We start from the raw sequence: 22,179 nt of genomic DNA on the forward strand, positions 1-22,179 counted from the left end.
TGTGTTACGCTTACTTTCCTTTTTTTGTATCGGAGCAAGTGGATGAGATGCAGAAATCGAGACTTGATATTCTTAGGAGGTAACTGAAATGGAGAATAAGTTTCAAAGTGCCTATCAAGAAGAACAGCATAGGCTGTCGCTTGCTATGGAGGAAATTGATCGGAGATTGGAACGGCTTCGCAATACGCCAGTGTACACCGGGCATGACTTTACGGAGCAAGTACTGGAATCTGCACGGGAGGAAAAACGCCAGGCTTTGACCAAAAGCTCGCAGGAGCCTTATTTTGGGCGTATGGATTTTGACGAGCGCGGTAGAGGTCAGCGCAAGCCACTTTATATCGGTAAGATCGGGGTGGAGCGTGAAGAAACGTCAGCATATCCGCTGGTGATTGATTGGCGTGCACCGATTGCCAGTTTGTTTTATTCGTTTACAGGTGGTGAAGAAACGGCGTCCTACGAAGCTCCTGAGGGAACTGTCGAGGGCTTGGTGTATCTGAAACGCAACGTTGTCATTCGTAAAAGAATCCTGGAACGGGTAGCTGATACGTACAATCGTGAAAGTGACGAGCCTGCCGTTTCTGATGAGTTTCTCGTTTATCGTTTGGGAGAGAACAAGGATAACCGTTTACGGGATATCGTATCTACCATTCAAGCGGAGCAGGATCAGATCATCCGCGCGGCTAAAAATACAGCCCTCGTTATTCAAGGGGTAGCCGGTAGTGGCAAGACGACCGTAGCGCTCCATCGACTCGCATTTTTGCTGTATCAATACAAGGATCAGGTGTCGGCGGACAAAATGGTTATTTTCGCACCAAACCACATGTTTCTCGATTATATTTCAGATGTACTTCCAGAGCTGGGGGTTGGAAATATTCAGCAAAGTACATTTGCAGACTGGGCGTTAGGCTTGCTGGGGCTGGATTTACCTCTGGCAGATCCTACCGAAACGTTATCTTATTGGTTTGAAAGTGGCAGCTTGAGAACGGAATCTATGGATGAGGCGCCGGGTAGATTTAAGGGATCGGTTCATTTTATGAAGCTGCTTCAGGATTTTGTGGAACGACTGGAGCCTATCTCGGTGCCTGAGGGCGACTTTTCACCTTGGGATGGGGCGGTGCTGCCGCGAACTGAGATTTTGAATTGGTTCAATGAGGAATATAAGCCCTATCCGCTCGCGAAGCGGAAGGAGCGTGTGCTGGCAAGAGTCCATCGCTGGATTGAAATGGAACTGAAAAAGTCACCTTCGGCGGCTGCGCTCAAGGAACGAAAGAAAAAAGCCGGATCTCGGGAAAAGGCGTATGCTAAAAAATGGCCACAATATGACGCACTGACGCTTTATAAGCAGCTTTTTCAGGCAACTAAAGGATTACCTGCAGAGACCGCTGCGGAAATGAAGGCTTCTTTGCCGGCTCCCATCTTTAAGGCCACACAGTCAGACCTGCGAAATCAGATCATCCGTGAAGAGGATCTGACTGCGTTGGTGTATCTTCACGTGCTGATTCATGAGGTAGAATCATCTCAACGTTTTGACCATGTGGTCATTGATGAAGCGCAGGATTTTTCACCTTTTCATATCGCCCTCCTGGATTTGTTTGTAAAAGGGCATTCCTTTACAATACTGGGCGATTTATCGCAGGGAATTCATGAATATCGTGGTGTACATGCATGGGAGGAAATGAGTTCACTATTTGTGCCTGAACAAACAGGGTATTTTGCACTTACACGGAGTTATAGATCAACTTTGGAAATTATAGAATTTGCAAATACAATTTTGGAGCAGGGAGTACGTGGCGGCATTACAGCGGTTCCGGTATTTCGTAGCGGTGATCCGGTGCGTACTGTGTCTTACGACTCGTCCATGCGTGAACAGAGTTTACTTACCGCTCTAAAAGAGCTTTCCTCCAAGGAGTATCGTACTGTTTCCGTACTGACACGTACCTTAAAAGAAGCTGTAGAGCTGCATGAGGTTTTCACCAGTGCGGGGTTGGATGTCCATTTGATTGATGGTGGTAAAAAGCAATATGAAGGCGGCTTGTCTGTACTGCCTGTATATCTGTCCAAAGGCCTGGAGTTTGATGCAGTTATTATGGCCGATGCCGACCAGGATCATTATGGAGAACGGACTTGGGATGCCAAGCTGTTGTATGTGGGATGTACCCGTGCGCTGCATGAGCTGTGGCTATTGCATGACGGTCCACTTCCAAGTTACGTACAGACGCAAACGGAGTAATTAGAACGCTGAAGGTCATGCCAACCAAAGAACAGCCACGAAATTCATTTTTCGTCCTAGGCTGTTCTTTCTTTTTAGTTGAATCACATGTAAGGCTACAGTTATACCGTGACCAGGCTATCTGCAACTTGTTAACCGATATGGTAGAATAAGAGGCGGTTTATAATCGTTTTAATACAGTAGATCGATTGGATTTTCATGTCTTTTAGCTGTATGGGCGAACTTGTTTTCAATGAAAAAAAGTGTTCGTTCATAAATGATAAGGAAGTGAATGAAATGGACTTATTTTCATATTCCCAGGAGTCAACGCCAAACAATCGGTTGCTTGCAGACCGCCTGCGTCCGACATCGCTGGATGAATATATTGGACAGGAGCATGTTGTGGGTCCAGGCAAGCTACTGCGGAGAGCTATAGAGGCCGATCAGGTTTCTTCTATATTGCTGTACGGGCCACCGGGATGCGGCAAAACGACACTGGCACATATCATTTCTCAACACACGCAAGGTGATTTCGTCCGTCTAAATGCAGTAGAAGCATCTGTAAAGGATGTAAGAGAAGTCATTGACCGTGCACAGACGAATAAATCGATGTATGGCAAAAAGACTATTCTGTTTCTTGACGAGGTCCATCGTTTTAACAGTTCGCGTCAGGATGCATTGCTGCCTGCGGTGGAAAAGGGAACGATCGTGTTTATCGGCGCCACGACGGAAAACCCCTTTCACTACGTCAACGGCGCTTTAATGAGCCGTTCTACGTTATTTCAGCTTGAAGCGCTAACCCGGGAGCATTCGCTGGCTGCTATGCGCCGCGCATTGAGCGATGCGGACAAGGGGCTCGGCTATATGCAGCTTCAGGTAGATGAAGCTGCACTGGACCACATCGCGTCGATGGCGAACGGCGATATCCGCCGTGCATTGAACGCACTGGAGCTAGCGGCGCTCACGACCCCTCCGCTGGCAGACGGCACGATTCATGTGACGCTGGAAGTGGCAGAGGAATCCATCCGCCGCCCGATTGTCAAGGCAGACGAGTCCACACAATATGACGTGCTGTCTGCCTTTCACAAAAGCATTCGCGGTTCCAGCGACGCGGCGCTGTTCTGGTTCCTGTATGCCGTAGAGAAGCTCGGCATGGACCCGATGACTTTTATTCGCCGCCTCATTGCAGCGAGCAGCGAGGACATTGGTCTGGCGAACCCGCAGGCGATGGTGCAAGCGGTGAGTGCGCTTGAGGCCTACCGCAATAACGGCTGGCCTGAGGCCAAACTGAACATTGCACAGGCCATTTTGTTCGCCGTGGAAAGTCCCAAGTCGAATGCCGTATACACGGCGATTTCACGGGCCATGTCGGCCATGGACGATATAAAATCGGCCGAGGTGCCGCTACATCTGCGCGACGCACATTACAAAGGCTCGGAAAAACTCGGCCATGTTGGCTATCAATATCCGCATAATTATCCGAATCACTATGTAAGGCAGCAATATTTACCCGATTCGATAGCAGGCCAGACCTTTTACCAGGCCACTGAGCAAGGAAATGAGTCTAAAATTAGGCAAAACCAGCGTTGGCGGGAGTCGCAGTCTTGATATATGTGACTTTAATATACGAAGTGTGTACGATATTGTCAGGTTACACGATGATCTTGCAAGAGCGAAGAAGGGAATAAAAGAAATGAAAGACGTACTATTCGTCGCAGCAGGTGGAGCGCTCGGAACCTCTGCTCGCTACAGTATACAATTATTATTGCCTGCGGCTGGGGCAGACTTTCCATTTGGCGTCCTGTTAATGAATTGGCTTGGCTGCCTGTTTCTCGGCTGGTTTTTTACGGTGACCTTGCGATCGTGGCGGATCAACCCCCGCTGGCGACTTGCCATCGGAACAGGCTTTACAGGGGGATTTACCACCTTTTCCACCTTTACAGTGGATGCTGTACGCCTCACGGTTCACGATCGTATGCTGACGGCTATATTGTACTTGCTGCTTAGCGTAGGCGGGGGTTTGTTTTTGACGTGGGCAGGTATCCGTTTAGGCACAAAAATGACACAGGTTGCCCCCAAGGAGGAACATTTATGATTTGGTGGGCGGCAGCAGGTGGAATGGTGGGTACACTAGCGAGATACGGGCTTGGCATGTGGGCCGGAAAAAGGTTGGGTACTGTATTCCCGTGGGGGACGTGGATCATTAATATTAGCGGTTCATTGCTGCTAGGCTGGCTGTATGGCGAGTTTGCGCAACACAATTTGTCTCCTGCACTCTGGATGCTACTGGGAACCGGTTTTTGTGGCGGCTACACCACCTTTTCTACATTCGGCTATGAATCTCTTCAACTGATGGAACACAATAAATACCGACGTATGGCTATGTATGTATTATCTTCTGTAATAGTAGGAGTTATAGCTGCAGCAATCGGGTACAGGGTCAGTTATACCTTATAAATTTTCAAAATGACATGTGAGCACACCATAAAAGCTTCCAAACCCTCATTCAAGGCGTTATCAGCCGTGAATAGGAGGGCGGAAGCTTAGTGCTGTGCTTATTTAACTATTTTTTATCTCGTTCTTTGTATAATTCAGGTAAAAGGGCTTTGAGTTCAGGTCGTGGATCAGGGTCAGACAGCTTCATTTCCTCTAGCGTTTGGACGGCAATACGCAGTACAGTATAATCTCTGTACCAACGATTGTCTGAAGGAACAACATACCAAGGTGCTTGCTTGGTTGCACTTAGCTCTAGTACCTCCTCATAGTATTGGGTATATTGCTTCCAAAATTTCCGTTCCTGCAAATCACTCGGATCAAGCTTCCAGTTTTTGCGAGGCTTCTCAATCCGGTCAATCAGCTTTTCCAACTGAAATTGCTTTGAAATATGTAAAAAGATTTTAACCACCTTTACACCACTATCCAGCAACAACTGTTCAAAATGCTTGATATGCTTCATATTCTGCTTGGCCTGCTTATCGGATACCTGTCCGTGAACACGCGTAATCAGCACATCCTCGTAGTAAGAACGGTTGAACGCCGCAATATATCCGCGTCCTGGAGTTACGCTATGGGCGCGCCACAAGAAATCATGGCTTAATTCCTCAGTCGTAGGTGATTTGAAGCTGTGTACAGTCACCCCGGCAGGGTTAAGATTAGAAAATACCTGCTTGATCACGCCATCTTTTCCGCTGCAATCCATACCCTGGAATACAAACAAAACGGCTTGTTTTTTCTCTGTAAATAATTTGCTTTGTAATTCTGCGAAGCGTTCCTTCAATTGATCTGTTTCCTGTCGGATTTCTTCTTTATTTTTAATATTCTTCGTATCCTTGGGGTCCCATTCTTTCAAAGAAACTTTCTTACCCGGTGTCAGCATTCCTAATGAATCAGACATAAAGGCACGCTCCTTTTCAATTGAAGTAATGATCTTGTCTACATCATATACCCAAATGGGGGCGTTATCAAAATTCCTTATGTATGGTCTTTATTAGCGATTTTTCTACTGATGATGCCTCTGGTCACGAAATTTTCTTCAGGTTTAACAATTAAAAAGTTAAGTTTAAGTCTTTAGACATAGGCAATAAGGTTAATCTTTCTTATAACAATTAGGAATTAAGATGGTTCTCCATAAATTTGAAGAGTGTTATTATGTCATGACGAACTCTCAACAGAGGTATAATATGACAACTATTAAAGTAACACCTGAGCAGCTTATGACTATCTCCAAGCAATTCGAACTTGCACAGCAAAAAGTGACCCAAATGAATATCAATTTAATAAAACAAATTTCATCTATGGAACGATTCTGGGATGGAGTGACCAAAGAGCAGTTCTATTATAGTTTCCAAACATCTCAGAAGAATATGAATGACTTTGTTACACTGACAGATTCTATTGCAAAAGAATTGCGTCGTCATGCGGATAAATTCAGGTTAGCTGATTTGCTGGAAGCAGGTAATATTGATTCAAGCTGCTTACCACCACCACCTAATTCATGTGCTATCCCTACTCCAGATACTAGAAATGCTTTGGAAAAATCAGCAGATAGTTTGGTAGAGCTTGGTGAGGATTTTATGGCTGCTGCGGAGGACAGGTACGAAAAACGCTATGACTCTGTAGGTGGATTTTTAGACTATTGGACGTTTGGAATTCCGAAAGGTTTGTATCAAGGATATGCAGAGCGTGCATCCAAGCAGTTTGATTCAGGGAATGATTTTTTTAACTTCTGGACTTTTGGTGTACATGGAACAATCAGAGAAGCAATGTTTCCTACAAATGCATGGTCAAAGGAACATTGGGCTAACATGATCGGTACAGCGGGAATATTTGGGGGAGTCAGTTCGGTAATTAAACCTAAGATTGGATTGGGCTCGTCATTAAAATATGAGGTGAAATCTGGGGCTACTATTGAAGTTAAAGGGACTTCGAATCGTTTATCTGATACGATGTTAGGTAAGAATGATGCTGATCCATTTAGGGATATATATGGTCCCGGACGACTTTCTCATCCAGAAGAGTGGAGTACCATTATTAAGAATACGCAAGGAGCCGGAGTTGAAGTTAGGATTCTAGATAGAGACATTATGGCGTATGCCCCCAAGGGATCAGGGAAGCCTGGGCAATTAAATATATATGAGGATGCTTCAATTAGTGCACTGCGGCATGAGTACCAACATTTTCTTGATGATAAAGCTAAAGGTTTTCCTAGTCTGGATGTAACATATGAATTCAAAAATAGGATTATTATGGAACTTAGAGCCTACATGGTCGAGATAAAAGAAGCAGAGAGGATTGGAAATAAGGACCTTGCAGAACACCTTTGGAACAATTACAGGGATGAACGGCAGTATCTTTTAGAGAATTATGGGCCAGTTAAACTAGATTGATGGGAGATAACAAAATGAAGCTACTTACTTTATCGAAAGAAATACGAGAGGGAAAAATAGGCGACGATCAATTGGTGGAATGTTTGGATATCCAGCATAATCAGGTACAGTTGAATGCAATGAGTCAGATCGCTAAAAAGAAACTATGCAATGAGAAAATAATCGAAAAATTGAGACATATTAGCCAGTTCAGAGACCCTAAGGTAAATAAGCTTTTTGGTATTGATACGCTTGGACACTATAGTATTGCCGTGCTTCGAGTATTGAACACTTCTGAATCTATAAAACAGTACGAGCAGTTAATGTCTGAACTCGACGATTTTGATAAAGAAATAGTTGAAAGAATTACAGAGGGAATAAGTTAGTGTTTTTTTAGAAGTCCTTATCCATGCTAATGCTTTATCTCCGTACTCAGATGAGTTACTTTGTGAACCCATAGCAGGTACATGGTCGATTCAAGATATGGTCAGTCATATTATGGGCTGGGACAAAAGCTTCACTAAGACGCTTATACAGATAATTGATAAGGGACAAGTCACGCTCAAAGAACATCCCGTTGTACAGGCATTCAACGACTCATCTGTAGCGTTCGGTAGAAATATGAAACCACATGATGCTAAATGAAGCTATTGCTCAGCGTAAGCGAATGATTGCGAAACTCTAAACGGTTCCAGAATCGGCTTTTGTGCGTCCAATTCCTAATAGCCTGTATACTTTGGAAACCTTTTTACAGGAAATGTTTGTTCAGCATGATAGACATAATAAAGAGCAGATCACCAATTCCCTTCGACTTATGGCTAAAAACATGTAACAGAAAAAAGTCGCTCCTCCCAAATCAGGAGAGACGACTTTTTTATTACGGCTATTCAATGTTAATTGTCATTCATTCAAACCGTTTCAGGCTGAAGTTTTTCAACCTTATCAATAGTTCCCCCACCCAGACAACGTTCCCCGTCATAAAATACAACAGCTTGTCCAGGAGTAATGGCCTTTTGATGTACATCAAATACGACATGCACAGTTCCATCCGCAAGCCATTGTAAAGTGACTTGCTGGTCAGGCTGACGGTAACGGAACTTGGCTGTGCAGCGGAATTCGCCAGATGGACGTGCATCTGCGCCTTCAATCCAGTTTACATCCGTGGCAATCAGGCTGGTAGAATACAGGCTGTGGTGACGATCACCTTGTACCACATACAGGATGTTCTTCTCCAGATCCTTATCTGCTACGAACCATGGTTCGCCTGAACCTGAGCCGCCAATGCCCAAGCCTTGTCGTTGACCCAGTGTATAGTACATCAGACCATCGTGGCGTCCTTTGACTTCACCCGTAGCAATATCCACCATATCTCCACCTTTTGCAGGCAGATATCCACTCAGAAACTCCTTAAAATTGCGTTCGCCGATAAAGCATACGCCCGTGCTATCTTTTTTCTTGGCTGTATAAAGTCCCGCAGCTTCTGCGATTTTACGCACTTCTGGTTTCGGCAGATGACCGATCGGGAACATGGCTCGCGACAACTGTGTTTGGCTTAATGCATTCAGGAAATAAGTCTGATCCTTGTTGCTGTCCACACCTCGCAGCAAAGTAAAGCGGCCGTCTTCCTCTACAACCCGTGCATAATGTCCAGTAGCAACATAATCCGCTCCCAAATCCAGCGCTTTGTTCAGAAACTCGCCGAACTTAATTTCACGGTTGCACATGACATCTGGATTGGGTGTGCGTCCAGCTTTATATTCATCAAGAAAATAGGAGAATACTTTATCGAAGTATTCTTTTTCGAAATTGACTGTATAGTAAGGAATGTCGATCTGTTCACAGACGCGGCGCACATCCTCCGCATCCTCTTCAGCCGTACAACGGCCAAATTCATCCGTGTCATCCCAATTTTTCATGAAGATGCCGATTACGTCATAGCCCTGCTCCTTTAGCAGCAGCGCGGTAACGGATGAGTCGACGCCACCGGACATGCCGACGACGACACGGGTTTCATGATTGGCTTTAGCCATGGTCATCACCCAATTCTTTCAATATTGTTGTAGAACCCACCTATTGTAACATAAACGATAATAAGTTACGATGTTTGGATGAACAAACGACACGGCGAACGATGCAAGAAAGCTACATAAAACGGGCTAAATCTGTTGCTAATCGCTCGAAAGCAACTTTTTTTAAGATTGTTACCGTAATGTTTCCCTTTACCTGCCCTAATATGTTAACATAAGCTGAGGGTTAGGATCGGAATAGAGAGGTTTACAACTCCAATTATTCCGCGTGTTTAACGGAATTGTTAATATAAGCGAGGTGCCACAATTGAAAATATCAACGAAAGGCCGTTACGGCCTGACCATTATGATGGAGCTTGCGGCCAGGTTTGGCGAAGGTCCAACTTCTTTAAAAAGTATTGCCGAAAAAAATCAGCTATCAGAGCATTATCTTGAGCAGCTCATTGCGCCTTTGCGTAATGCAGGTTTGGTAAAAAGTATCCGTGGTGCTTATGGCGGTTATATTTTGGCGAATGAACCGTCAGGCGTAACAGCAGGAGACATCATTCGTGTGCTGGAAGGCCCGATTTCTCCAGTTGATTTTACGGAAGAAGACGATCCGGCAAAACGCCAGCTCTGGCTGCGAATTCGTGACAGCATTGCTGAAGTGCTGGATTCAACTACACTCAAGGACTTGATCACATACCAAGAACATGATGAATTGGATAACTACATGTTTTATATTTGATTTCCAATTATGTATATAACGAGAAAGATCTTGGTTTATCAAACGTTTTAGCCCCATTATATGGGGCTTTAATTCTATATAAAATACATTAAAATTGTCTATCCTGTAAATTACCAAGCTTGAGCATGTCTGAGAGTTATTTTTTACGGACCAATCCCTTTTTTGATTTCGTCATAAGCAGCTTGAGCTTTGGCCAAAGCTTTTTATAGTACGACCTCTGCGAGGTATCTGTCTTCTTACACCGATAATCGGATCAAGGGGTCTCCGTGAATACTTGCAGTTGAAATGCTCTTACAAAAACTTTTAAAGTGCATTATATCAATAAAGAAGTATATAATGGAACTTCGGCAATACTAAAAACAAGATGTTCTATATTTGAGGTGGATAACATGAACAGAATTTATCTGGATCATGCCGCATCGACTCCTATGCATCCTGAGGTTGCGCAGACTATGATGGATATCATGACCGGCCAATTCGGCAACGCTTCGAGCGTTCATGCCTTTGGCCGCGATGCCAAGCGCACCGTCAGCGCAGCGCGGGATGCCGTTGCGGCCTCTTTGGGCTGCAAGCCTGAAGAAATTATATTTACGAGCGGAGGGACAGAGAGTGATAATCTGGCCCTGTTTGGGACGGCTACGGCAGATGGTCGTACTTCCGGCCATATTATTACAACCGCGATTGAACATCACGCCGTGCTTCATGCTTGCGATGAGCTGGAAAAAGCAGGATACCAGGTGACCTATGTCCCAGTCAATGGTTTTGGGCGTGTGAATCCTGCGGACATTGAGGCAGCTATTCGCCCGGATACTTTTTTGATCAGCATGATGTATGCCAACAATGAGGTGGGCGTCATTCAGCCGGTCCAAGAAGTAGGACAGATTGCGAGAGAGCATGGAATTATATTTCATGTAGATGCAGTTCAAGCCTTCGGGCATATATCCATCGACTGCGGGAACCTCCCGATTGACTTACTTAGTGTGTCTGGCCATAAGATTAACGGACCGCAAGGAGTGGGTGCACTGTATATCCGTCAGGGTACACGCATTCAGCCGCTAATGTATGGAGGACTTCAGGAGAAGAAACGCCGTGCAGGAACAGAAAACATCGCCGGCATTGCTGGGCTGGCTAAAGCCGCAACTCTTGCCAATGCTTCCATTGAAGAGCGAGGAGCACATGATATGGCTCTTCGCCAAACGCTGCTAAAAGCGTTGGAAAGCTCTCTGGGCAGTCATGAGTTTATAATCAATGGCGATCCTGAATATTTTGTGCCTAATGTGCTAAATATTAGCTTTCCGGCCATTGGTACAGAGACCATGCTGATGAATCTCGATATGGAAGGAATCGCAGCGGCCAGCGGCTCAGCCTGCACTTCAGGGTCTCTAGAGCTATCACATGTGTTGCAGGCGATGGATCTTCCTGAAGATGTTTTGAATTCAGCGATTCGATTTAGCTTCGGTTTGGGTAATACTACGGAAGAAATGGAATACACGGCCAAGAAAATTGAAACTATATGGAAGCGGCTGCGTACTAGGTACTAGGGATTTCTCCGCATTTTAGTAAGAAGGGAGGAGCGGTTTCCATTTCATTGCATGAACGGAAGCAAGGTATTGACAGGCATGTAGGAAAAACACCGCACCTTCGTTCGGACTGCATAGTAAGGAGGGACCCTATATATGAGGCTTCAAGACATGATCGGACTTGCTGTTTTCGATGTCGAGGACGGGAAGCAGATTGGTAAAATACATGACTTTATGTTGACAGCTGATTGGCGAATTACAGGGATTGAGCTAGAAGGTAAAGGGCTTTTTTCATCTCATGTCAAAATGGTGGCCTGGGATGACATCGTTGCTTATGGTGAGGATGCGATTATGATTCGCAATCAGCAGGCCGTCCGTAAAACAGAGGCCCATGATATACAACATACGTACTTGCTTGGACCCGGTAAACTGAAGGATTTATCCGTGCTAACAGAGGAAGGGCTTATGCTCGGGCACATCTCGGATGTTTATTTTGACCAGGAAATGGGCAATAACATAATAGGCTTGGAAATCAGCGATGGTTTTGTATCGGATATTATTGAAGGGCGGAAATGGCTGCCCTGCACCGAAGATATGTCCATCGGGGAAAATGCTGTTATGGTTCCCCCGTTAAGCGAGCAGCGTCTGGAAAAAGCCATATATTCTGTTAATGGATAGGGTGAGTTTATTGAGATGTCCGAATTGTAATTCCAAAGATATCGGAAAAATTGGCTCCCATCAATTTTATTGCTGGGGATGCTTTATCGAACTTCAAGTGAATGGTGAAAAAATGTCTGTCTACCAAGTGGAAGAGGATGGAACGCTCAGTTCGCTGGACGACTTATTCTTTGGAGATGAGATGGCACAACAGGACTTGCCGCAAATTCACGCTTCTTCCTAAGCTTGACTCGGGAAGTGGACAGGCTGTTTACGAAGAGGTGTGATCTTCCCCCTATGGCTTAACATATAGCTAAGTGGGTTGGATCATGCTTAATAAAAAATGGAGAGGGTGTCCCGAACGGCTATTGGCCTGGGGGCACCCTCTTTTGTATATCCTTTCTTGTGAAGATGGCTAGTTTTACAATTTAAAGCGTTTGACCTCTTCCAATAAAAGATCTGCATGAGAATCAAGTTTGGCAGAAAGGTCGGCAATATTGTTCATAGCATGACCTTGTTCTTGTACTGAGGAAGCTACTTCCTCGGTAGATGCTGCACTTTGCTCAGAAACAGCGACAACGCTGGAGATGACATCAGAAATATGTCCGGCATTTACACGCAGATGATCTGCTGCAGCAGAAACATCTTCAATTTGGGCAAGCATGTGCTGAGAAGCGCCACGTATGGATTCAAACGCCTGTCTCGTTGCAATGGCAGCATGCTCCTGCTCTACAGTTACAGCAAGAGCCTTCTTCATTTCTTCCGCGCTTTGTACTCCCGCAATTTTAATTTCTTCCAGCTTACTCATGATACTGTCACTGGAGCTACCTGCTTGTTCGGCCAGCTTTCTCACTTCTCCCGCGACGACGGCAAAACCTCGTCCGTGTTCCCCGGCCCGTGCCGCTTCAATGGATGCATTGAGGGCCAGTAGGTTTGTTTGTGCGGCGATATCGTGGATGGCCCCGGCCAGCCGCCCAATATCCTGGGTTTTCAGCGTGAGTGAATCTACCGCTTCTCCTGCCGCAGTGGTTGTTTGTCTGGACTCGGCTGCCAGTTTCGCTTGACGCTCTGCTGTTTCATAGCCGGCCAGCACAGCAGAATCAGTTTCGAATACAGCAGTTTGGGTCCGTTTGACACTTTCGCCAATCTGGTTGATGGAGCCTGTCATGTGTGTCAGCTTCTCAGAACCGGAATATACCGCCTCGGCTTGGTCGCTGGCTCCTTGCGCTAGCTCCTGAACTGCACTGGAGATTTGTGACGCAATGGTTCCTGTATCTTTGGCGTGTTGATGCATATCATGGGAAGCGGAACTGACATCGCTAGCTGTATCTGATACCTTGCGCAACAGGTGAGAGAGATTGTCTGACATGAGGTTAAAATCTGTCCCCAGACTGGCAATTTCATCTTTACCCTTAATATCTACACGAGCGGTCATATCGCCTTCAGCTATCCGTTTGACATTTGTTTGGAGTCTGCGAATCGGCTTGATAAAGTTGTTTGCCGCCCAGATCGCCAGCAGCATAGCAACGACTAAAATGATAGCAACAGTAATAATCAACTGATTACGAGTGGAGTAATATTCCTGAAAAGCAATATCTTTAGAAATAGACAGGCCTACAATCCAGCCTGTGCTAGGCATTCTTTTAAAATAAAGCTGACGGTCACTGCCATTGTAGCTATAGTCTGTTTTTCCCGAAGCTGTGCTGAGCAGGGTCGCGGTCGATGATCCTAACTCGGGGGTTTCCTTGAGGTTTTTGCCAGCCAGCTTGTTGTCTGGATGCGCGATTACGACTCCCTTTTGGTCAATCAGAAATGCGTAGCCCAATCCGTTCAAGTCTATGCCTTTAATCATTTTTGTCATATCGTTGAGCATAATATCCTCGCTGACTACCCCGGTGATCGAGCCGTTGGCATCCTTGAGAGGTTTAGCAATGGAAATGGTGAAGTCATTGCTGCCTGCATCAGTATAAGGTGAGGAATAGTACATTTCTCCCTTGGTTTTGGCGTCCTTGTACCACGGACGAGCGCGAGGATCGTAACCCTCTTCAAACCAGCCAGATCCATCCCAGTAAGATCCATCTTCATACCCTGCATAAATGTTGGAAATATTTTGATCCTTATAGTTTTGGAAAGCTGCTTTCAGAGATGCTATTTTGGCATCTGATGAAATATCGCTGGATTCCAGACTCGCAGCTAATGTTTCAATAATTTCAGCTTTGCCGCCTGTCCATCCGTCGAGCTGATTGACGGTTTCGGAAGCTTTGCTGTTCATAAGCTCTTGGATATCATGATTGGCCTGATTTTTAACACTTGTCATGCTAATGACGGATAAAGGCCCAGCTGCAACGATTACAATGCAAGTGAAAAGGAGAATAAGCTTCATTTTTAAGTTCATGTAACGACCCCCGATGTTTCAGAAATGTGAAAGCTTAGGATAGTGCTTTGTACTTATATCGTCAGATCGAATGACTTTGTTTATTGTTTTCATCCATTTTCATCAATTTTTCACAATGGTTATTAATGGGACATCTCAGACTGGCGGGAAGGATTAAAGTACAGGTACAGGCATATACTTAAAGGAGGCTAGTCCGGTAAGGGGGCACAAAATGGACCAATTAACGAAAAGTAGACTGTTCCGGTACGGCATATGGACGCTGCTGGGACTTGTCATTCTATATTTTATCTGGCTGCTGAGACCTTTGTTTTTTCATTTGTATGAATTTCTGAAAACAATCATTGCTCCGTTTGCGGTAGCGATGATCATCTCCTATGTACTTAATCCTGTAGTCAGTATGCTGGGCGGTCGAAAGGTGCCTCGTAGTGTAGCTGTGCTGCTCATTTACGCTGTGTTTTTGTCCAGTCTTATTGTGATCCTGATGAATCTGATTCCGATGTTCATTGAACAACTGGATGAGCTGAATGAGCATCTGCCAGAGCTGACCATGCATGCGCAGGGACTAATGACGAATATGGACAGCGGTATTTTACCCCAAGGGGTGCGTACGGGGATGAATCAATGGTTTTTCCAACTGGAGAATCGGATGGCTACTGGGATTTCTACCTTTATGGACAACATCGGTGGGATGATCAACATGTTGTTTAATGTGTTCATCGTACCTTTTCTCATTTTTTATATTTTAAAGGATTTTGACGTGTTTGAACGGACGATTGTTTCTTATCTCCCGCGTTCTCGTCGTAAGGCGATTGTATCGGTGCTTAAGGAAATTGATCAGGCGCTTGGCAACTATGTCAGGGGCCAATTGCTGGTGTGCGTCATTATTGGCGTAATGGCGTATATTGGATATATGCTGATTGGCATGCCTTATGCGCTGTTGCTGGCCGGAGTTGTGGCTCTTTTTAATATTGTTCCATATTTGGGCCCCTTTTTGGGCGCTGCCCCGGCAGTAATTATGGCTTCTACGGTTTCTTTAAAAATGGTGCTTTTAGTGGTAGTCGTTAATTCCTGTATTCAAGTTCTGGAAAGTAATGTAATATCCCCTCAGGTGGTAGGGCGAACGCTGCATCTGCATCCGTTAGCCATTATTTTCGCTCTGCTAGTGGGTGGGGAAATTGCGGGAATTGCTGGCTTGATCTTGGCAGTTCCAGTGATGGCTGTTTTGAAGGTAGGGCTTCAGCATTTTTTTGCATATTACGTGAAGCGAAAAACAATCTAATTTCGTCTATATCCCGGATGCATGCTGTCTGAAATCGCGTTGACACGGCTAAATGACACGGATATACTGAATTGAGTATGTTTAAATGTGTTTATCCAGTAGGGAAAGCTCATTTCGGAGTGCGGGCTGAACCCGCCGGGATGCTCCCGTTACCAGTGAAAACAAGGCGATCGATCGTCCGTTAAGCAGATGTTGGTGTGCGCTTGCACATGTGGCATTTCGTACAGAGGGGACGGCGATAACCAGGGTGGTACCGCGATACAATCGTCCCTGATCCGTTCAGGGGCGTTTTTCTATTTTTTATGGCCTGTGCCAGAAACCAGTGACACCATAATTAGGAGGCTACTTATATGAAAGCTAGTGAAATCCGCTCCAAATGGCTGGAGTTTTTTGAAAGTAAGGGACATGTGATTGAACCAAGCGCACCGCTTGTTCCACACAAAGATCCTTCCCTGCTATGGATTAATGCGGGTATGGCGCCGCTTAAGCCTTATTTTGACGGACGCGTAAAACCAGAAAATCCACGTATCGCCAATTCGCAAAAATGTATTCGTACGAACGACATTGAAAATGTCGGTAAAACGCGTCGTCATCATACGTTTTTCGAAATGCTTGGGAACTTTTCTATTGGCGACTATTTCAAGGAAGAAGTCATCACATGGGCATGGGAGTTTCTGACAGACCCGAAATGGATTGGCTTTGATCCAGAACGTCTGGCTGTAACGGTATATCCTGAGGATGAAGAAGCGTATAAGCTGTGGAATGAAAAAGTTGGACTTCCGGCTGAACGTATCATCAAACTGGAAGACAATTTCTGGGATATCGGTGAAGGCCCTTGCGGACCTTGTACGGAAATTTTTTATGATCGTGGCGAAGCCTACGGCAACGACATGACAGACCCTGAAATGTATCCAGGGGGAGAAAATGAGCGTTATCTGGAAGTGTGGAACCTCGTATTCTCACAATTCAACCATAACAAAGATGGCAGCTACACGCCGCTTCCCAATAAAAATATAGATACAGGAGCTGGTTTGGAACGTTTTGCATCCATTTTGCAAAATGTCGATTCCAATTTTGATACGGATATCTTCCAGCCACTAATCCAGAAAACGGCTGCCATGGCAGGAGTTAAATATAACGACAATGTGGACAGTGATGTGGCTCTCAAGGTCATTGCTGACCATGTTCGTACCGTGACTTTCGCGATTGGTGACGGTGTACTTCCTTCCAACGAAGGACGGGGTTACGTCATTCGCCGTTTGCTGCGCCGGGCTGTTCGCTATGGAAAGATGTTGGGCATGAACCGTCCATTTATGTTTGAACTGGTGGAAACCGTTGGGGACATCATGGGCGTGTACTACCCTGAAGTCGTGGACAAGCGTGATTTCATCATCAAGGTGATTAAAACAGAAGAAGAGCGTTTCCATGAAACATTGACAGACGGACTAGCTATTTTGGCTGATATCAGTGCTCAGGCAAAGGCCGAAGGCCGCAATGTCATTAGCGGAGCAGATGCTTTCAAGCTGTATGATACGTATGGGTTCCCATTTGATCTCACAGAGGATTATGCGGACGAGCAGGGCTTGAAAGTTGATCGTGAAGGTTTTGATGAAGCGATGCAGGAACAGCGTCAACGTGCGCGTGACGCTCACCAAGACAATGCCAGCATGAAGATTCAGGGCGGAGCTTTGTCCGATCTGGCGGTTAAAAGTGAATTTGTTGGATATAATGACCTCATAACTGAGTCCAAAATTGTGGCAATTGTATATAATGATATGCTGGTGGAGAGTGTTAGTGAAGGGCAGTCCTGTCAGGTCGTGCTGGATGTGACTCCTTTTTATGCCGAAAGCGGCGGACAAGTCAGTGACCATGGCTTACTGCGTGGCGGAACGGTAACCGCGAAGGTTGAAGGGCTGTTCAAGGCGCCGCAAGGTCAGCATGTGCATCAGGTCGTTGTAGAGGCTGGTGAGCTGAACGTAGGCGATACGGTAAAAGCTGAAGTAGATCAAGCTTCACGTGGAGAAATCGAGAAAAACCATACGGCTACACATTTGCTTCACAAAGCGCTTAAAGAAGTGCTGGGTGACCATGTCAATCAGGCGGGTTCCTTGGTAGAACCTGGGCGTCTGCGTTTTGACTTCTCCCATTTTGGTAGCATTACCCCAGAAGAGCTGGCAGATATTGAACTGCGGGTTAACCGTGCCATCTGGAGCCAACTGGATGTGACTATTGAACTGAAACCGATTGACGAAGCTAAGGCTCTTGGAGCGATGGCGCTGTTTGGTGAGAAATATGGTGATATCGTACGGGTCGTTAAGGTTGGCGATTACAGTATCGAACTGTGCGGAGGATGTCATGTCAGCAATACTTCGCAAATTGGCTTGTTCAAGCTTGTTAGCGAGAGCGGCATCGGATCAGGTGTACGTCGTATTGAAGCAGTGACCGGACGTTTTGGTTTTGAGTACATGGAAGGTCAATTAGAGCTGTTGAAGGTGTCGGCTGGGCTGGTTAAATCCAAGCTGTCCGAGGTGCCAAAACGCATCGAATCTTTGCAGCAACAGATCAAAGACCTCAGTCGTGAAAATGAATCACTGCAAAGCAAGCTGAGCGCTATTGAGGCGGGTCAACTGACTGATCAGGTTGTGCAAGCTGGCGGAGTGCAGTTGTTGGCTGCACGCGTGCAGGCCTCCAGCATGGATGCGCTGCGTGCAATTGCTGATGAGCTGAAAAGTAAGCTTCCTGCAGCTGTGCTGGTGCTAGGCGCTGCAATGGACGACAAAGTTAATTTTGTCGTTGCTGTCCCAGCTGAGCATACCAAGGCAGGACTTCATGCAGGTAAGCTCGTGAAAGAAATTGCGGCCGTATGCGGCGGCGGTGGCGGCGGACGACCTGACATGGCGCAAGCCGGGGGTAAGGATGCCAGCAAGCTGGACGAAGCACTTCAACGTGCACATGAATTGGTGTCAGCAGCCTCACAAGGATAAAGTTCGATAATTTTTGCGGATTTTTGGAAAAAAACGGACTTAGACATTTCCTTGAAGGGCTTTGCTTATGGTATGATATAAAAGAATAAGCTGGCATAAACATGTACACATGTTTTGTGGAAGCGAGGTGTCAACAATGGATTCCATGGACAAAACGGTCAAATTTAATGTCAAGGCGGATGAGAAGGAAGCTTCTGCTCAGGAGATTTTGTTGACCGTATATGATGCGTTGGTAGAAAAAGAATACAATCCGATCAATCAAATCGTCGGGTATTTGCTATCCGGTGATCCGGCTTATGTGCCACGGCATAATAATGCTAGAAGCCTGGTGCGTAAAAAAGAACGCGATGAATTGATTGAAGAGCTGGTTCGTTTCTATCTCGCTAAGCATCGTTAGGAGACAGGCATGAAAGTAATGGGATTGGATTACGGGGATCGCCGAATTGGGGTCGCCGTAAGTGATGCCTTCGGCTGGACCGCCCAAGGATTGGAAGTCATAGAACGACGCGGTGACGACAGCGAGTTCGGTAAAATTGCAAATTTGGTTCGTGAACATGAAATTGGTGAGGTTGTTGTAGGCTTGCCGAAAAATATGAACGGAACCGTGGGTCCACGCGGTGAGATTTGCATTGAGTTTGCGAACCGGCTCAAGGAGTTACTGGGTTTACCCGTTCACCTTTGGGATGAACGGCTGACGACGCGTTCGGCAGAGCGTGCGCTTCTGGAGGCCGACGTCAGCCGCAAAAAACGCAAGCAGGTGGTAGATAAACTGGCCGCAAGCCTGATCTTGCAAAATTATTTGGACGCACACAGTACAAGGTGAGGGGGATTTCGTAATGGCTGAAAATCAATTGGGTATGGAAGAAGAGCCGGAAATTATTTATATTGCCGATGACGAGGGCAACGAGGAAGAGTTCGAGGTCATTATGAAGTTTGAGGTAGATGGTTCCGAAGCGAAGTACATGATGGTTGCGCCAGTGGACCCTGAAGCTGATGAGTCCGATGTGTACGCCTTCCGTTACGAGGAAGAAGGCGATGATATTAAATTGTTTGTGATCCAAGACGATGCCGAATGGGAAATCGTCGAAGAGACCTTTAATACATTTGTAGAGGAAGAAGAAGAGGAAGACGGGAAATGACGAGCTATTCACGTGAAGACCTGAGCTGGACCTCTGATTTGAAAGAAGCTTTTGATGGTGACATAGAGTTGCAGGATGAACAGGGTCATGCGTTACGCATGGAGTTGGAAGCAGAGTTCAAGGTAGGTGAGCAACGGTACGCCGTATTGCGTAGACCTGGCGCTGCTGCTGGCGAACATGAATTATATCATGTAAGCTCATCCACAGACGGCGAAATCTCCATCACCACCATTGAAGATGATGATGAGTGGGAAGATATTTCTGAGCTGTACGACGAATGTACGTTGCCGGAAGAGCTGTAAGTCTGGATAACGAGGAGATCAAACCTGAAAGGGCGGACCAGTCCGCCCTTTTTGGCTGTGAAGGAGTTGGGTGGATGTGAAGCGAAGGACAAGGATGCTTACGTTGCTTCTCCTGCTTGTTTGCATAGCAGGAGGTGCACTCCTCTATATATGGAATGCCATGCAGCCTGTTCAGCCGAAAACACAACCCGTTGCTTTTACGGTGGTAAGGGGTACGGGAACATCGGCTATTGCAGATATGCTGAAGCAAAAGGGACTTATACGTAATGCGCTTGTGTTTAAGGCTTATGTAAAATTCAAACAGCAAGGAAACGCATTTCAGGCTGGAAAATATGAAGCGCAGCCTGGCGCAACCTTTGATCAGTTGATTGCCAAGCTATCGGCTGGGGATGTAGTCAAAGAGGAAATGATTCGTTTTACAATCCCGGAGGGTTTTACGATTAGACAGATGGCTGATAAGCTGCAAAAGGAAGGACTGGCGGACCGGCAGCAATTTTTGCAGCTGGCCAACGATCCGTCCGCTTTTGACGTCGCGCTGGTGCGGGACATACCAAAGCAGACGGGGCTTCGCTATGCGCTGGAAGGCTATCTTTTCCCGGAAACCTATGAACTGAAAAAAGGAAGCACAACCAAGGATATCATTCAGACGATGCTGGAGCAGACGCAAAAACGTCTGGATACCATTTCTGATCTGGATGCCGGGTTGCAGCAACGCGGTGAAACACTGCATCAGTTGCTGACAGTTGCTTCTCTGGTAGAGCGCGAGGTGGTTGTAGACGATGAGCGGCCTATCGTAGCTGGCGTTATTTATAACCGCCTTCAACAGGATAAAAAGCTGGAAATTGATGCTACAGTTCAATATATGCTGGACAAGCAAAAGGAACGACTGTATTACAAGGATTTGGCTGTAGAAAGTCCTTATAATACGTATATGCATCAGGGACTTCCGCCAGGACCGATTGCAAGTCCCAGTCTGAAATCAGTAGTGGCGGCTCTACAGCCAAAATCTACAGATTATTTATTTTATGTGACCAAAAAAGATGGGACACATAAACATTTATTTGCCAAAACGTATAAAGAACATTTGCATAACATTCAGATAAGTAACCGTAAGACAAATTAGGAGGTGAGCCTATGGCTTACAAACCCGAACTGCTGGCAACTGCCAGCTCTCCGGAGGATGCCCGCCATATGCTGGAGGCTGGAGCAACTGCATTGCTGATTGGAGATGACCGCTTTGGCATGCGACTGCCAGGACATTTTACCCCGGACCAAATCCGTGAGGTTGTGGAAGAGGCAAGGAAGCATGCGGCGCAGGTATATGTATCTATGACGAATTTGATGACGAATGAGCTATTGCCACTTCTTCCCGAATATGTGCAGACCATAGCTGGATGCGGCGTAGACGCCATTGAGTTTAATGATCCAGCAGTGCTCATGGCTGTGAAGGAATATGCCCCTCATCTGAAACTCTTCTGGAACGGAGAGATGATTTCTACCAACTTCGCAACCGCCAACTACTGGGGTGAAAAAGGGGCGTCACGTGTCATCTTGGCTCGTGAGCTCAGTATGGATGAAATTACGGAAATGATTCCAAAGTTGAACATAGAAGCACAGGTTCAGGTACATGGAATGACCAATATTTATCACTCCAAGCGTAAGCTTGTTCAAAGCTATATGCTGCACCAAGGTCGCACGGTAGAAGGTGATCTCGGTAGAGGGCGTGGCTTGTTTCTGATTGAAGCAGAGCGGAAGGAAGAGAAGTTCCCCATTTACGAAGATATCAACGGGACACATATTATGAGTTCGGATGATTTTTGTATCATGGAGGATCTGCATATTCTGATGGAGGCGGGCGTGCACAGCTTTAAGATCGAGGGCTTGTTGAAACCTACCGCTTACAATGAGGCAGTTGTCCGTGCTTACCGTAAAGCTATAGACAGTTATACAGCCGACCCGGATGCTTATGTTTATGATGAAAGCTGGCTGGATGAGGTTCGCCGCCTTCAAGACCCTGAACGGGAACTTTCCTTCGGATTTTTCTACAAAGAGCAGGTTTATTAATTACAAAATGA

Annotated in this window: 21 protein-coding genes; 18 read left to right on the top strand and 3 right to left on the bottom strand. The window is 45.9% G+C overall.

Translation table 11 applies throughout. The annotated features are described in order from the left end of the window. Positions 1–88 precede the first annotated feature (88 nt). The 4 genes from G7035_RS14875 to crcB (G7035_RS14890) all read left to right on the top strand — a co-directional run bounded on the left by G7035_RS14875 (position 89) and on the right by crcB (G7035_RS14890) (position 4,666). Positions 89–2,230 (top strand): HelD family protein, encoded by a 2,142-nt coding sequence (locus G7035_RS14875; RefSeq protein WP_019688319.1) that lies wholly within the window; start codon positions 89–91, stop codon positions 2,228–2,230. 276 nt (positions 2,231–2,506) lie between these two features. Continuing rightward, a complete protein-coding gene (locus G7035_RS14880) occupies positions 2,507–3,817 on the top strand; it encodes a replication-associated recombination protein A (RefSeq protein WP_019688318.1) in 1,311 nt (436 codons plus the stop codon). Positions 3,818–3,902: 85 nt separating this feature from the next. Beyond that, positions 3,903–4,304, top strand: a complete 402-nt coding sequence (gene crcB / locus G7035_RS14885) for a fluoride efflux transporter CrcB (protein ID WP_016819118.1) — start codon at positions 3,903–3,905, stop codon at positions 4,302–4,304. Beyond that, on the top strand, positions 4,301–4,666 hold the full coding sequence (gene crcB, locus G7035_RS14890; RefSeq protein WP_019688317.1) for a fluoride efflux transporter CrcB: 366 nt from the start codon (positions 4,301–4,303) through the stop codon (positions 4,664–4,666). Before crcB (G7035_RS14885) ends, crcB (G7035_RS14890) begins: the two co-directional genes overlap by 4 nt. 106 nt (positions 4,667–4,772) lie before the next feature. Here the strand turns inward: crcB (G7035_RS14890) and G7035_RS14895 are convergent, their stop codons facing one another. Further along, the gene (locus G7035_RS14895) at positions 4,773–5,603 is read right to left on the bottom strand and encodes a PPK2 family polyphosphate kinase (protein WP_016819116.1); all 831 of its coding nucleotides are present in this window, start codon (positions 5,601–5,603) and stop codon (positions 4,773–4,775) included. 286 nt (positions 5,604–5,889) lie between these two features. Here G7035_RS14895 and G7035_RS14900 point away from each other — a divergent pair, with 286 nt between their 5' ends. Together G7035_RS14900 and G7035_RS14905 are read left to right on the top strand one after the other, a co-directional pair. Then, positions 5,890–7,095: a WXG100 family type VII secretion target gene (locus G7035_RS14900; RefSeq protein ID WP_045244584.1), complete on the top strand. Its 1,206-nt coding sequence runs from the start codon at positions 5,890–5,892 to the stop codon at positions 7,093–7,095. Between the two features lie 14 nt (positions 7,096–7,109). Continuing rightward, positions 7,110–7,460 (top strand): hypothetical protein, encoded by a 351-nt coding sequence (locus G7035_RS14905; RefSeq protein ID WP_016819093.1) that lies wholly within the window; start codon positions 7,110–7,112, stop codon positions 7,458–7,460. Positions 7,461–7,982: 522 nt separating this feature from the next. Here G7035_RS14905 and mnmA read toward each other — a convergent pair. After that, positions 7,983–9,104, bottom strand: coding sequence for a tRNA 2-thiouridine(34) synthase MnmA (mnmA, locus tag G7035_RS14910; RefSeq protein WP_025365607.1), 1,122 nt, complete (start codon positions 9,102–9,104; stop codon positions 7,983–7,985). A gap of 304 nt (positions 9,105–9,408) precedes the next feature. On the opposite strand from mnmA, the gene cymR reads away from it, so the two are divergent. From cymR to G7035_RS14930, 4 genes are all read left to right on the top strand, one after another. Then, positions 9,409–9,828 carry a cysteine metabolism transcriptional regulator CymR gene (gene cymR / locus G7035_RS14915; RefSeq protein ID WP_013372613.1) on the top strand — a complete coding sequence of 140 codons (420 nt, stop codon included), beginning with the start codon at positions 9,409–9,411 and terminating at the stop codon, positions 9,826–9,828. A 389-nt stretch (positions 9,829–10,217) separates the two neighbouring features. Further along, positions 10,218–11,369, top strand: a complete 1,152-nt coding sequence (locus tag G7035_RS14920) for a cysteine desulfurase family protein (protein WP_019688315.1) — start codon at positions 10,218–10,220, stop codon at positions 11,367–11,369. Positions 11,370–11,504: 135 nt separating this feature from the next. Continuing rightward, the gene (locus tag G7035_RS14925) at positions 11,505–12,026 is read left to right on the top strand and encodes a PRC-barrel domain-containing protein (RefSeq protein ID WP_016819088.1); all 522 of its coding nucleotides are present in this window, start codon (positions 11,505–11,507) and stop codon (positions 12,024–12,026) included. A gap of 10 nt (positions 12,027–12,036) precedes the next feature. Next, the gene (locus G7035_RS14930; protein WP_013311529.1) at positions 12,037–12,249 is read left to right on the top strand and encodes a hypothetical protein; all 213 of its coding nucleotides are present in this window, start codon (positions 12,037–12,039) and stop codon (positions 12,247–12,249) included. A gap of 177 nt (positions 12,250–12,426) precedes the next feature. Here the strand turns inward: G7035_RS14930 and G7035_RS14935 are convergent, their stop codons facing one another. Beyond that, positions 12,427–14,400: a methyl-accepting chemotaxis protein gene (locus tag G7035_RS14935; RefSeq protein WP_016819087.1), complete on the bottom strand. Its 1,974-nt coding sequence runs from the start codon at positions 14,398–14,400 to the stop codon at positions 12,427–12,429. Positions 14,401–14,611: 211 nt separating this feature from the next. Here G7035_RS14935 and G7035_RS14940 point away from each other — a divergent pair, with 211 nt between their 5' ends. From G7035_RS14940 to G7035_RS14975, 8 genes are all read left to right on the top strand, one after another. Further along, on the top strand, positions 14,612–15,679 hold the full coding sequence (locus G7035_RS14940) for an AI-2E family transporter (RefSeq protein WP_019688314.1): 1,068 nt from the start codon (positions 14,612–14,614) through the stop codon (positions 15,677–15,679). A 350-nt stretch (positions 15,680–16,029) separates the two neighbouring features. Beyond that, entirely contained in the window at positions 16,030–18,663 is a 2,634-nt protein-coding gene (gene alaS / locus G7035_RS14945; protein ID WP_019688313.1) for an alanine--tRNA ligase, read from the top strand. A 136-nt stretch (positions 18,664–18,799) separates the two neighbouring features. Continuing rightward, positions 18,800–19,060: an IreB family regulatory phosphoprotein gene (locus G7035_RS14950; protein WP_007431624.1), complete on the top strand. Its 261-nt coding sequence runs from the start codon at positions 18,800–18,802 to the stop codon at positions 19,058–19,060. A 9-nt stretch (positions 19,061–19,069) separates the two neighbouring features. Further along, entirely contained in the window at positions 19,070–19,486 is a 417-nt protein-coding gene (ruvX, locus tag G7035_RS14955; RefSeq protein ID WP_016819084.1) for a Holliday junction resolvase RuvX, read from the top strand. Positions 19,487–19,499: 13 nt separating this feature from the next. Then, a complete protein-coding gene (locus G7035_RS14960) occupies positions 19,500–19,802 on the top strand; it encodes a DUF1292 domain-containing protein (protein WP_013372606.1) in 303 nt (100 codons plus the stop codon). Further along, on the top strand, positions 19,799–20,104 hold the full coding sequence (locus G7035_RS14965) for a DUF1292 domain-containing protein (RefSeq protein ID WP_019688312.1): 306 nt from the start codon (positions 19,799–19,801) through the stop codon (positions 20,102–20,104). The genes G7035_RS14960 and G7035_RS14965 overlap by 4 nt, the downstream gene beginning before the upstream one ends. Positions 20,105–20,198: 94 nt before the next feature. Continuing rightward, positions 20,199–21,227, top strand: coding sequence for an endolytic transglycosylase MltG (gene mltG / locus G7035_RS14970; RefSeq protein ID WP_019688311.1), 1,029 nt, complete (start codon positions 20,199–20,201; stop codon positions 21,225–21,227). An 11-nt stretch (positions 21,228–21,238) separates the two neighbouring features. Beyond that, positions 21,239–22,168 (top strand): peptidase U32 family protein, encoded by a 930-nt coding sequence (locus tag G7035_RS14975; protein ID WP_016819081.1) that lies wholly within the window; start codon positions 21,239–21,241, stop codon positions 22,166–22,168. Positions 22,169–22,179: the final 11 nt, after the last annotated feature.

Source organism: Paenibacillus polymyxa, from assembly GCF_015710975.1.
GTDB classification, from domain to species: domain Bacteria; phylum Bacillota; class Bacilli; order Paenibacillales; family Paenibacillaceae; genus Paenibacillus; species Paenibacillus polymyxa.

Bases quoted from the DNA above. Each gene is read 5' to 3' on its own strand.
- crcB (WP_019688317.1), top strand. From the start codon at position 4,301: ATGATTTGGTGGGCGGCAGCAGGTGGAATGGTGGGTACACTAGCGAGA.
- G7035_RS14965 (WP_019688312.1), top strand. From the start codon at position 19,799: ATGACGAGCTATTCACGTGAAGACCTGAGCTGGACCTCTGATTTGAAA.
- G7035_RS14900 (WP_045244584.1), top strand. From the start codon at position 5,890: ATGACAACTATTAAAGTAACACCTGAGCAGCTTATGACTATCTCCAAG.
- crcB (WP_016819118.1), top strand. From the start codon at position 3,903: ATGAAAGACGTACTATTCGTCGCAGCAGGTGGAGCGCTCGGAACCTCT.
- G7035_RS14960 (WP_013372606.1), top strand. From the start codon at position 19,500: ATGGCTGAAAATCAATTGGGTATGGAAGAAGAGCCGGAAATTATTTAT.
- ruvX (WP_016819084.1), top strand. From the start codon at position 19,070: ATGAAAGTAATGGGATTGGATTACGGGGATCGCCGAATTGGGGTCGCC.
- alaS (WP_019688313.1), top strand. From the start codon at position 16,030: ATGAAAGCTAGTGAAATCCGCTCCAAATGGCTGGAGTTTTTTGAAAGT.
- G7035_RS14920 (WP_019688315.1), top strand. From the start codon at position 10,218: ATGAACAGAATTTATCTGGATCATGCCGCATCGACTCCTATGCATCCT.
- G7035_RS14875 (WP_019688319.1), top strand. From the start codon at position 89: ATGGAGAATAAGTTTCAAAGTGCCTATCAAGAAGAACAGCATAGGCTG.
- mnmA (WP_025365607.1), bottom strand. From the start codon at position 9,104: ATGGCTAAAGCCAATCATGAAACCCGTGTCGTCGTCGGCATGTCCGGT.
- G7035_RS14975 (WP_016819081.1), top strand. From the start codon at position 21,239: ATGGCTTACAAACCCGAACTGCTGGCAACTGCCAGCTCTCCGGAGGAT.
- G7035_RS14895 (WP_016819116.1), bottom strand. From the start codon at position 5,603: ATGTCTGATTCATTAGGAATGCTGACACCGGGTAAGAAAGTTTCTTTG.
- G7035_RS14905 (WP_016819093.1), top strand. From the start codon at position 7,110: ATGAAGCTACTTACTTTATCGAAAGAAATACGAGAGGGAAAAATAGGC.
- G7035_RS14935 (WP_016819087.1), bottom strand. From the start codon at position 14,400: ATGAACTTAAAAATGAAGCTTATTCTCCTTTTCACTTGCATTGTAATC.
- mltG (WP_019688311.1), top strand. From the start codon at position 20,199: ATGCTTACGTTGCTTCTCCTGCTTGTTTGCATAGCAGGAGGTGCACTC.
- G7035_RS14950 (WP_007431624.1), top strand. From the start codon at position 18,800: ATGGATTCCATGGACAAAACGGTCAAATTTAATGTCAAGGCGGATGAG.
- G7035_RS14925 (WP_016819088.1), top strand. From the start codon at position 11,505: ATGAGGCTTCAAGACATGATCGGACTTGCTGTTTTCGATGTCGAGGAC.
- G7035_RS14940 (WP_019688314.1), top strand. From the start codon at position 14,612: ATGGACCAATTAACGAAAAGTAGACTGTTCCGGTACGGCATATGGACG.
- G7035_RS14880 (WP_019688318.1), top strand. From the start codon at position 2,507: ATGGACTTATTTTCATATTCCCAGGAGTCAACGCCAAACAATCGGTTG.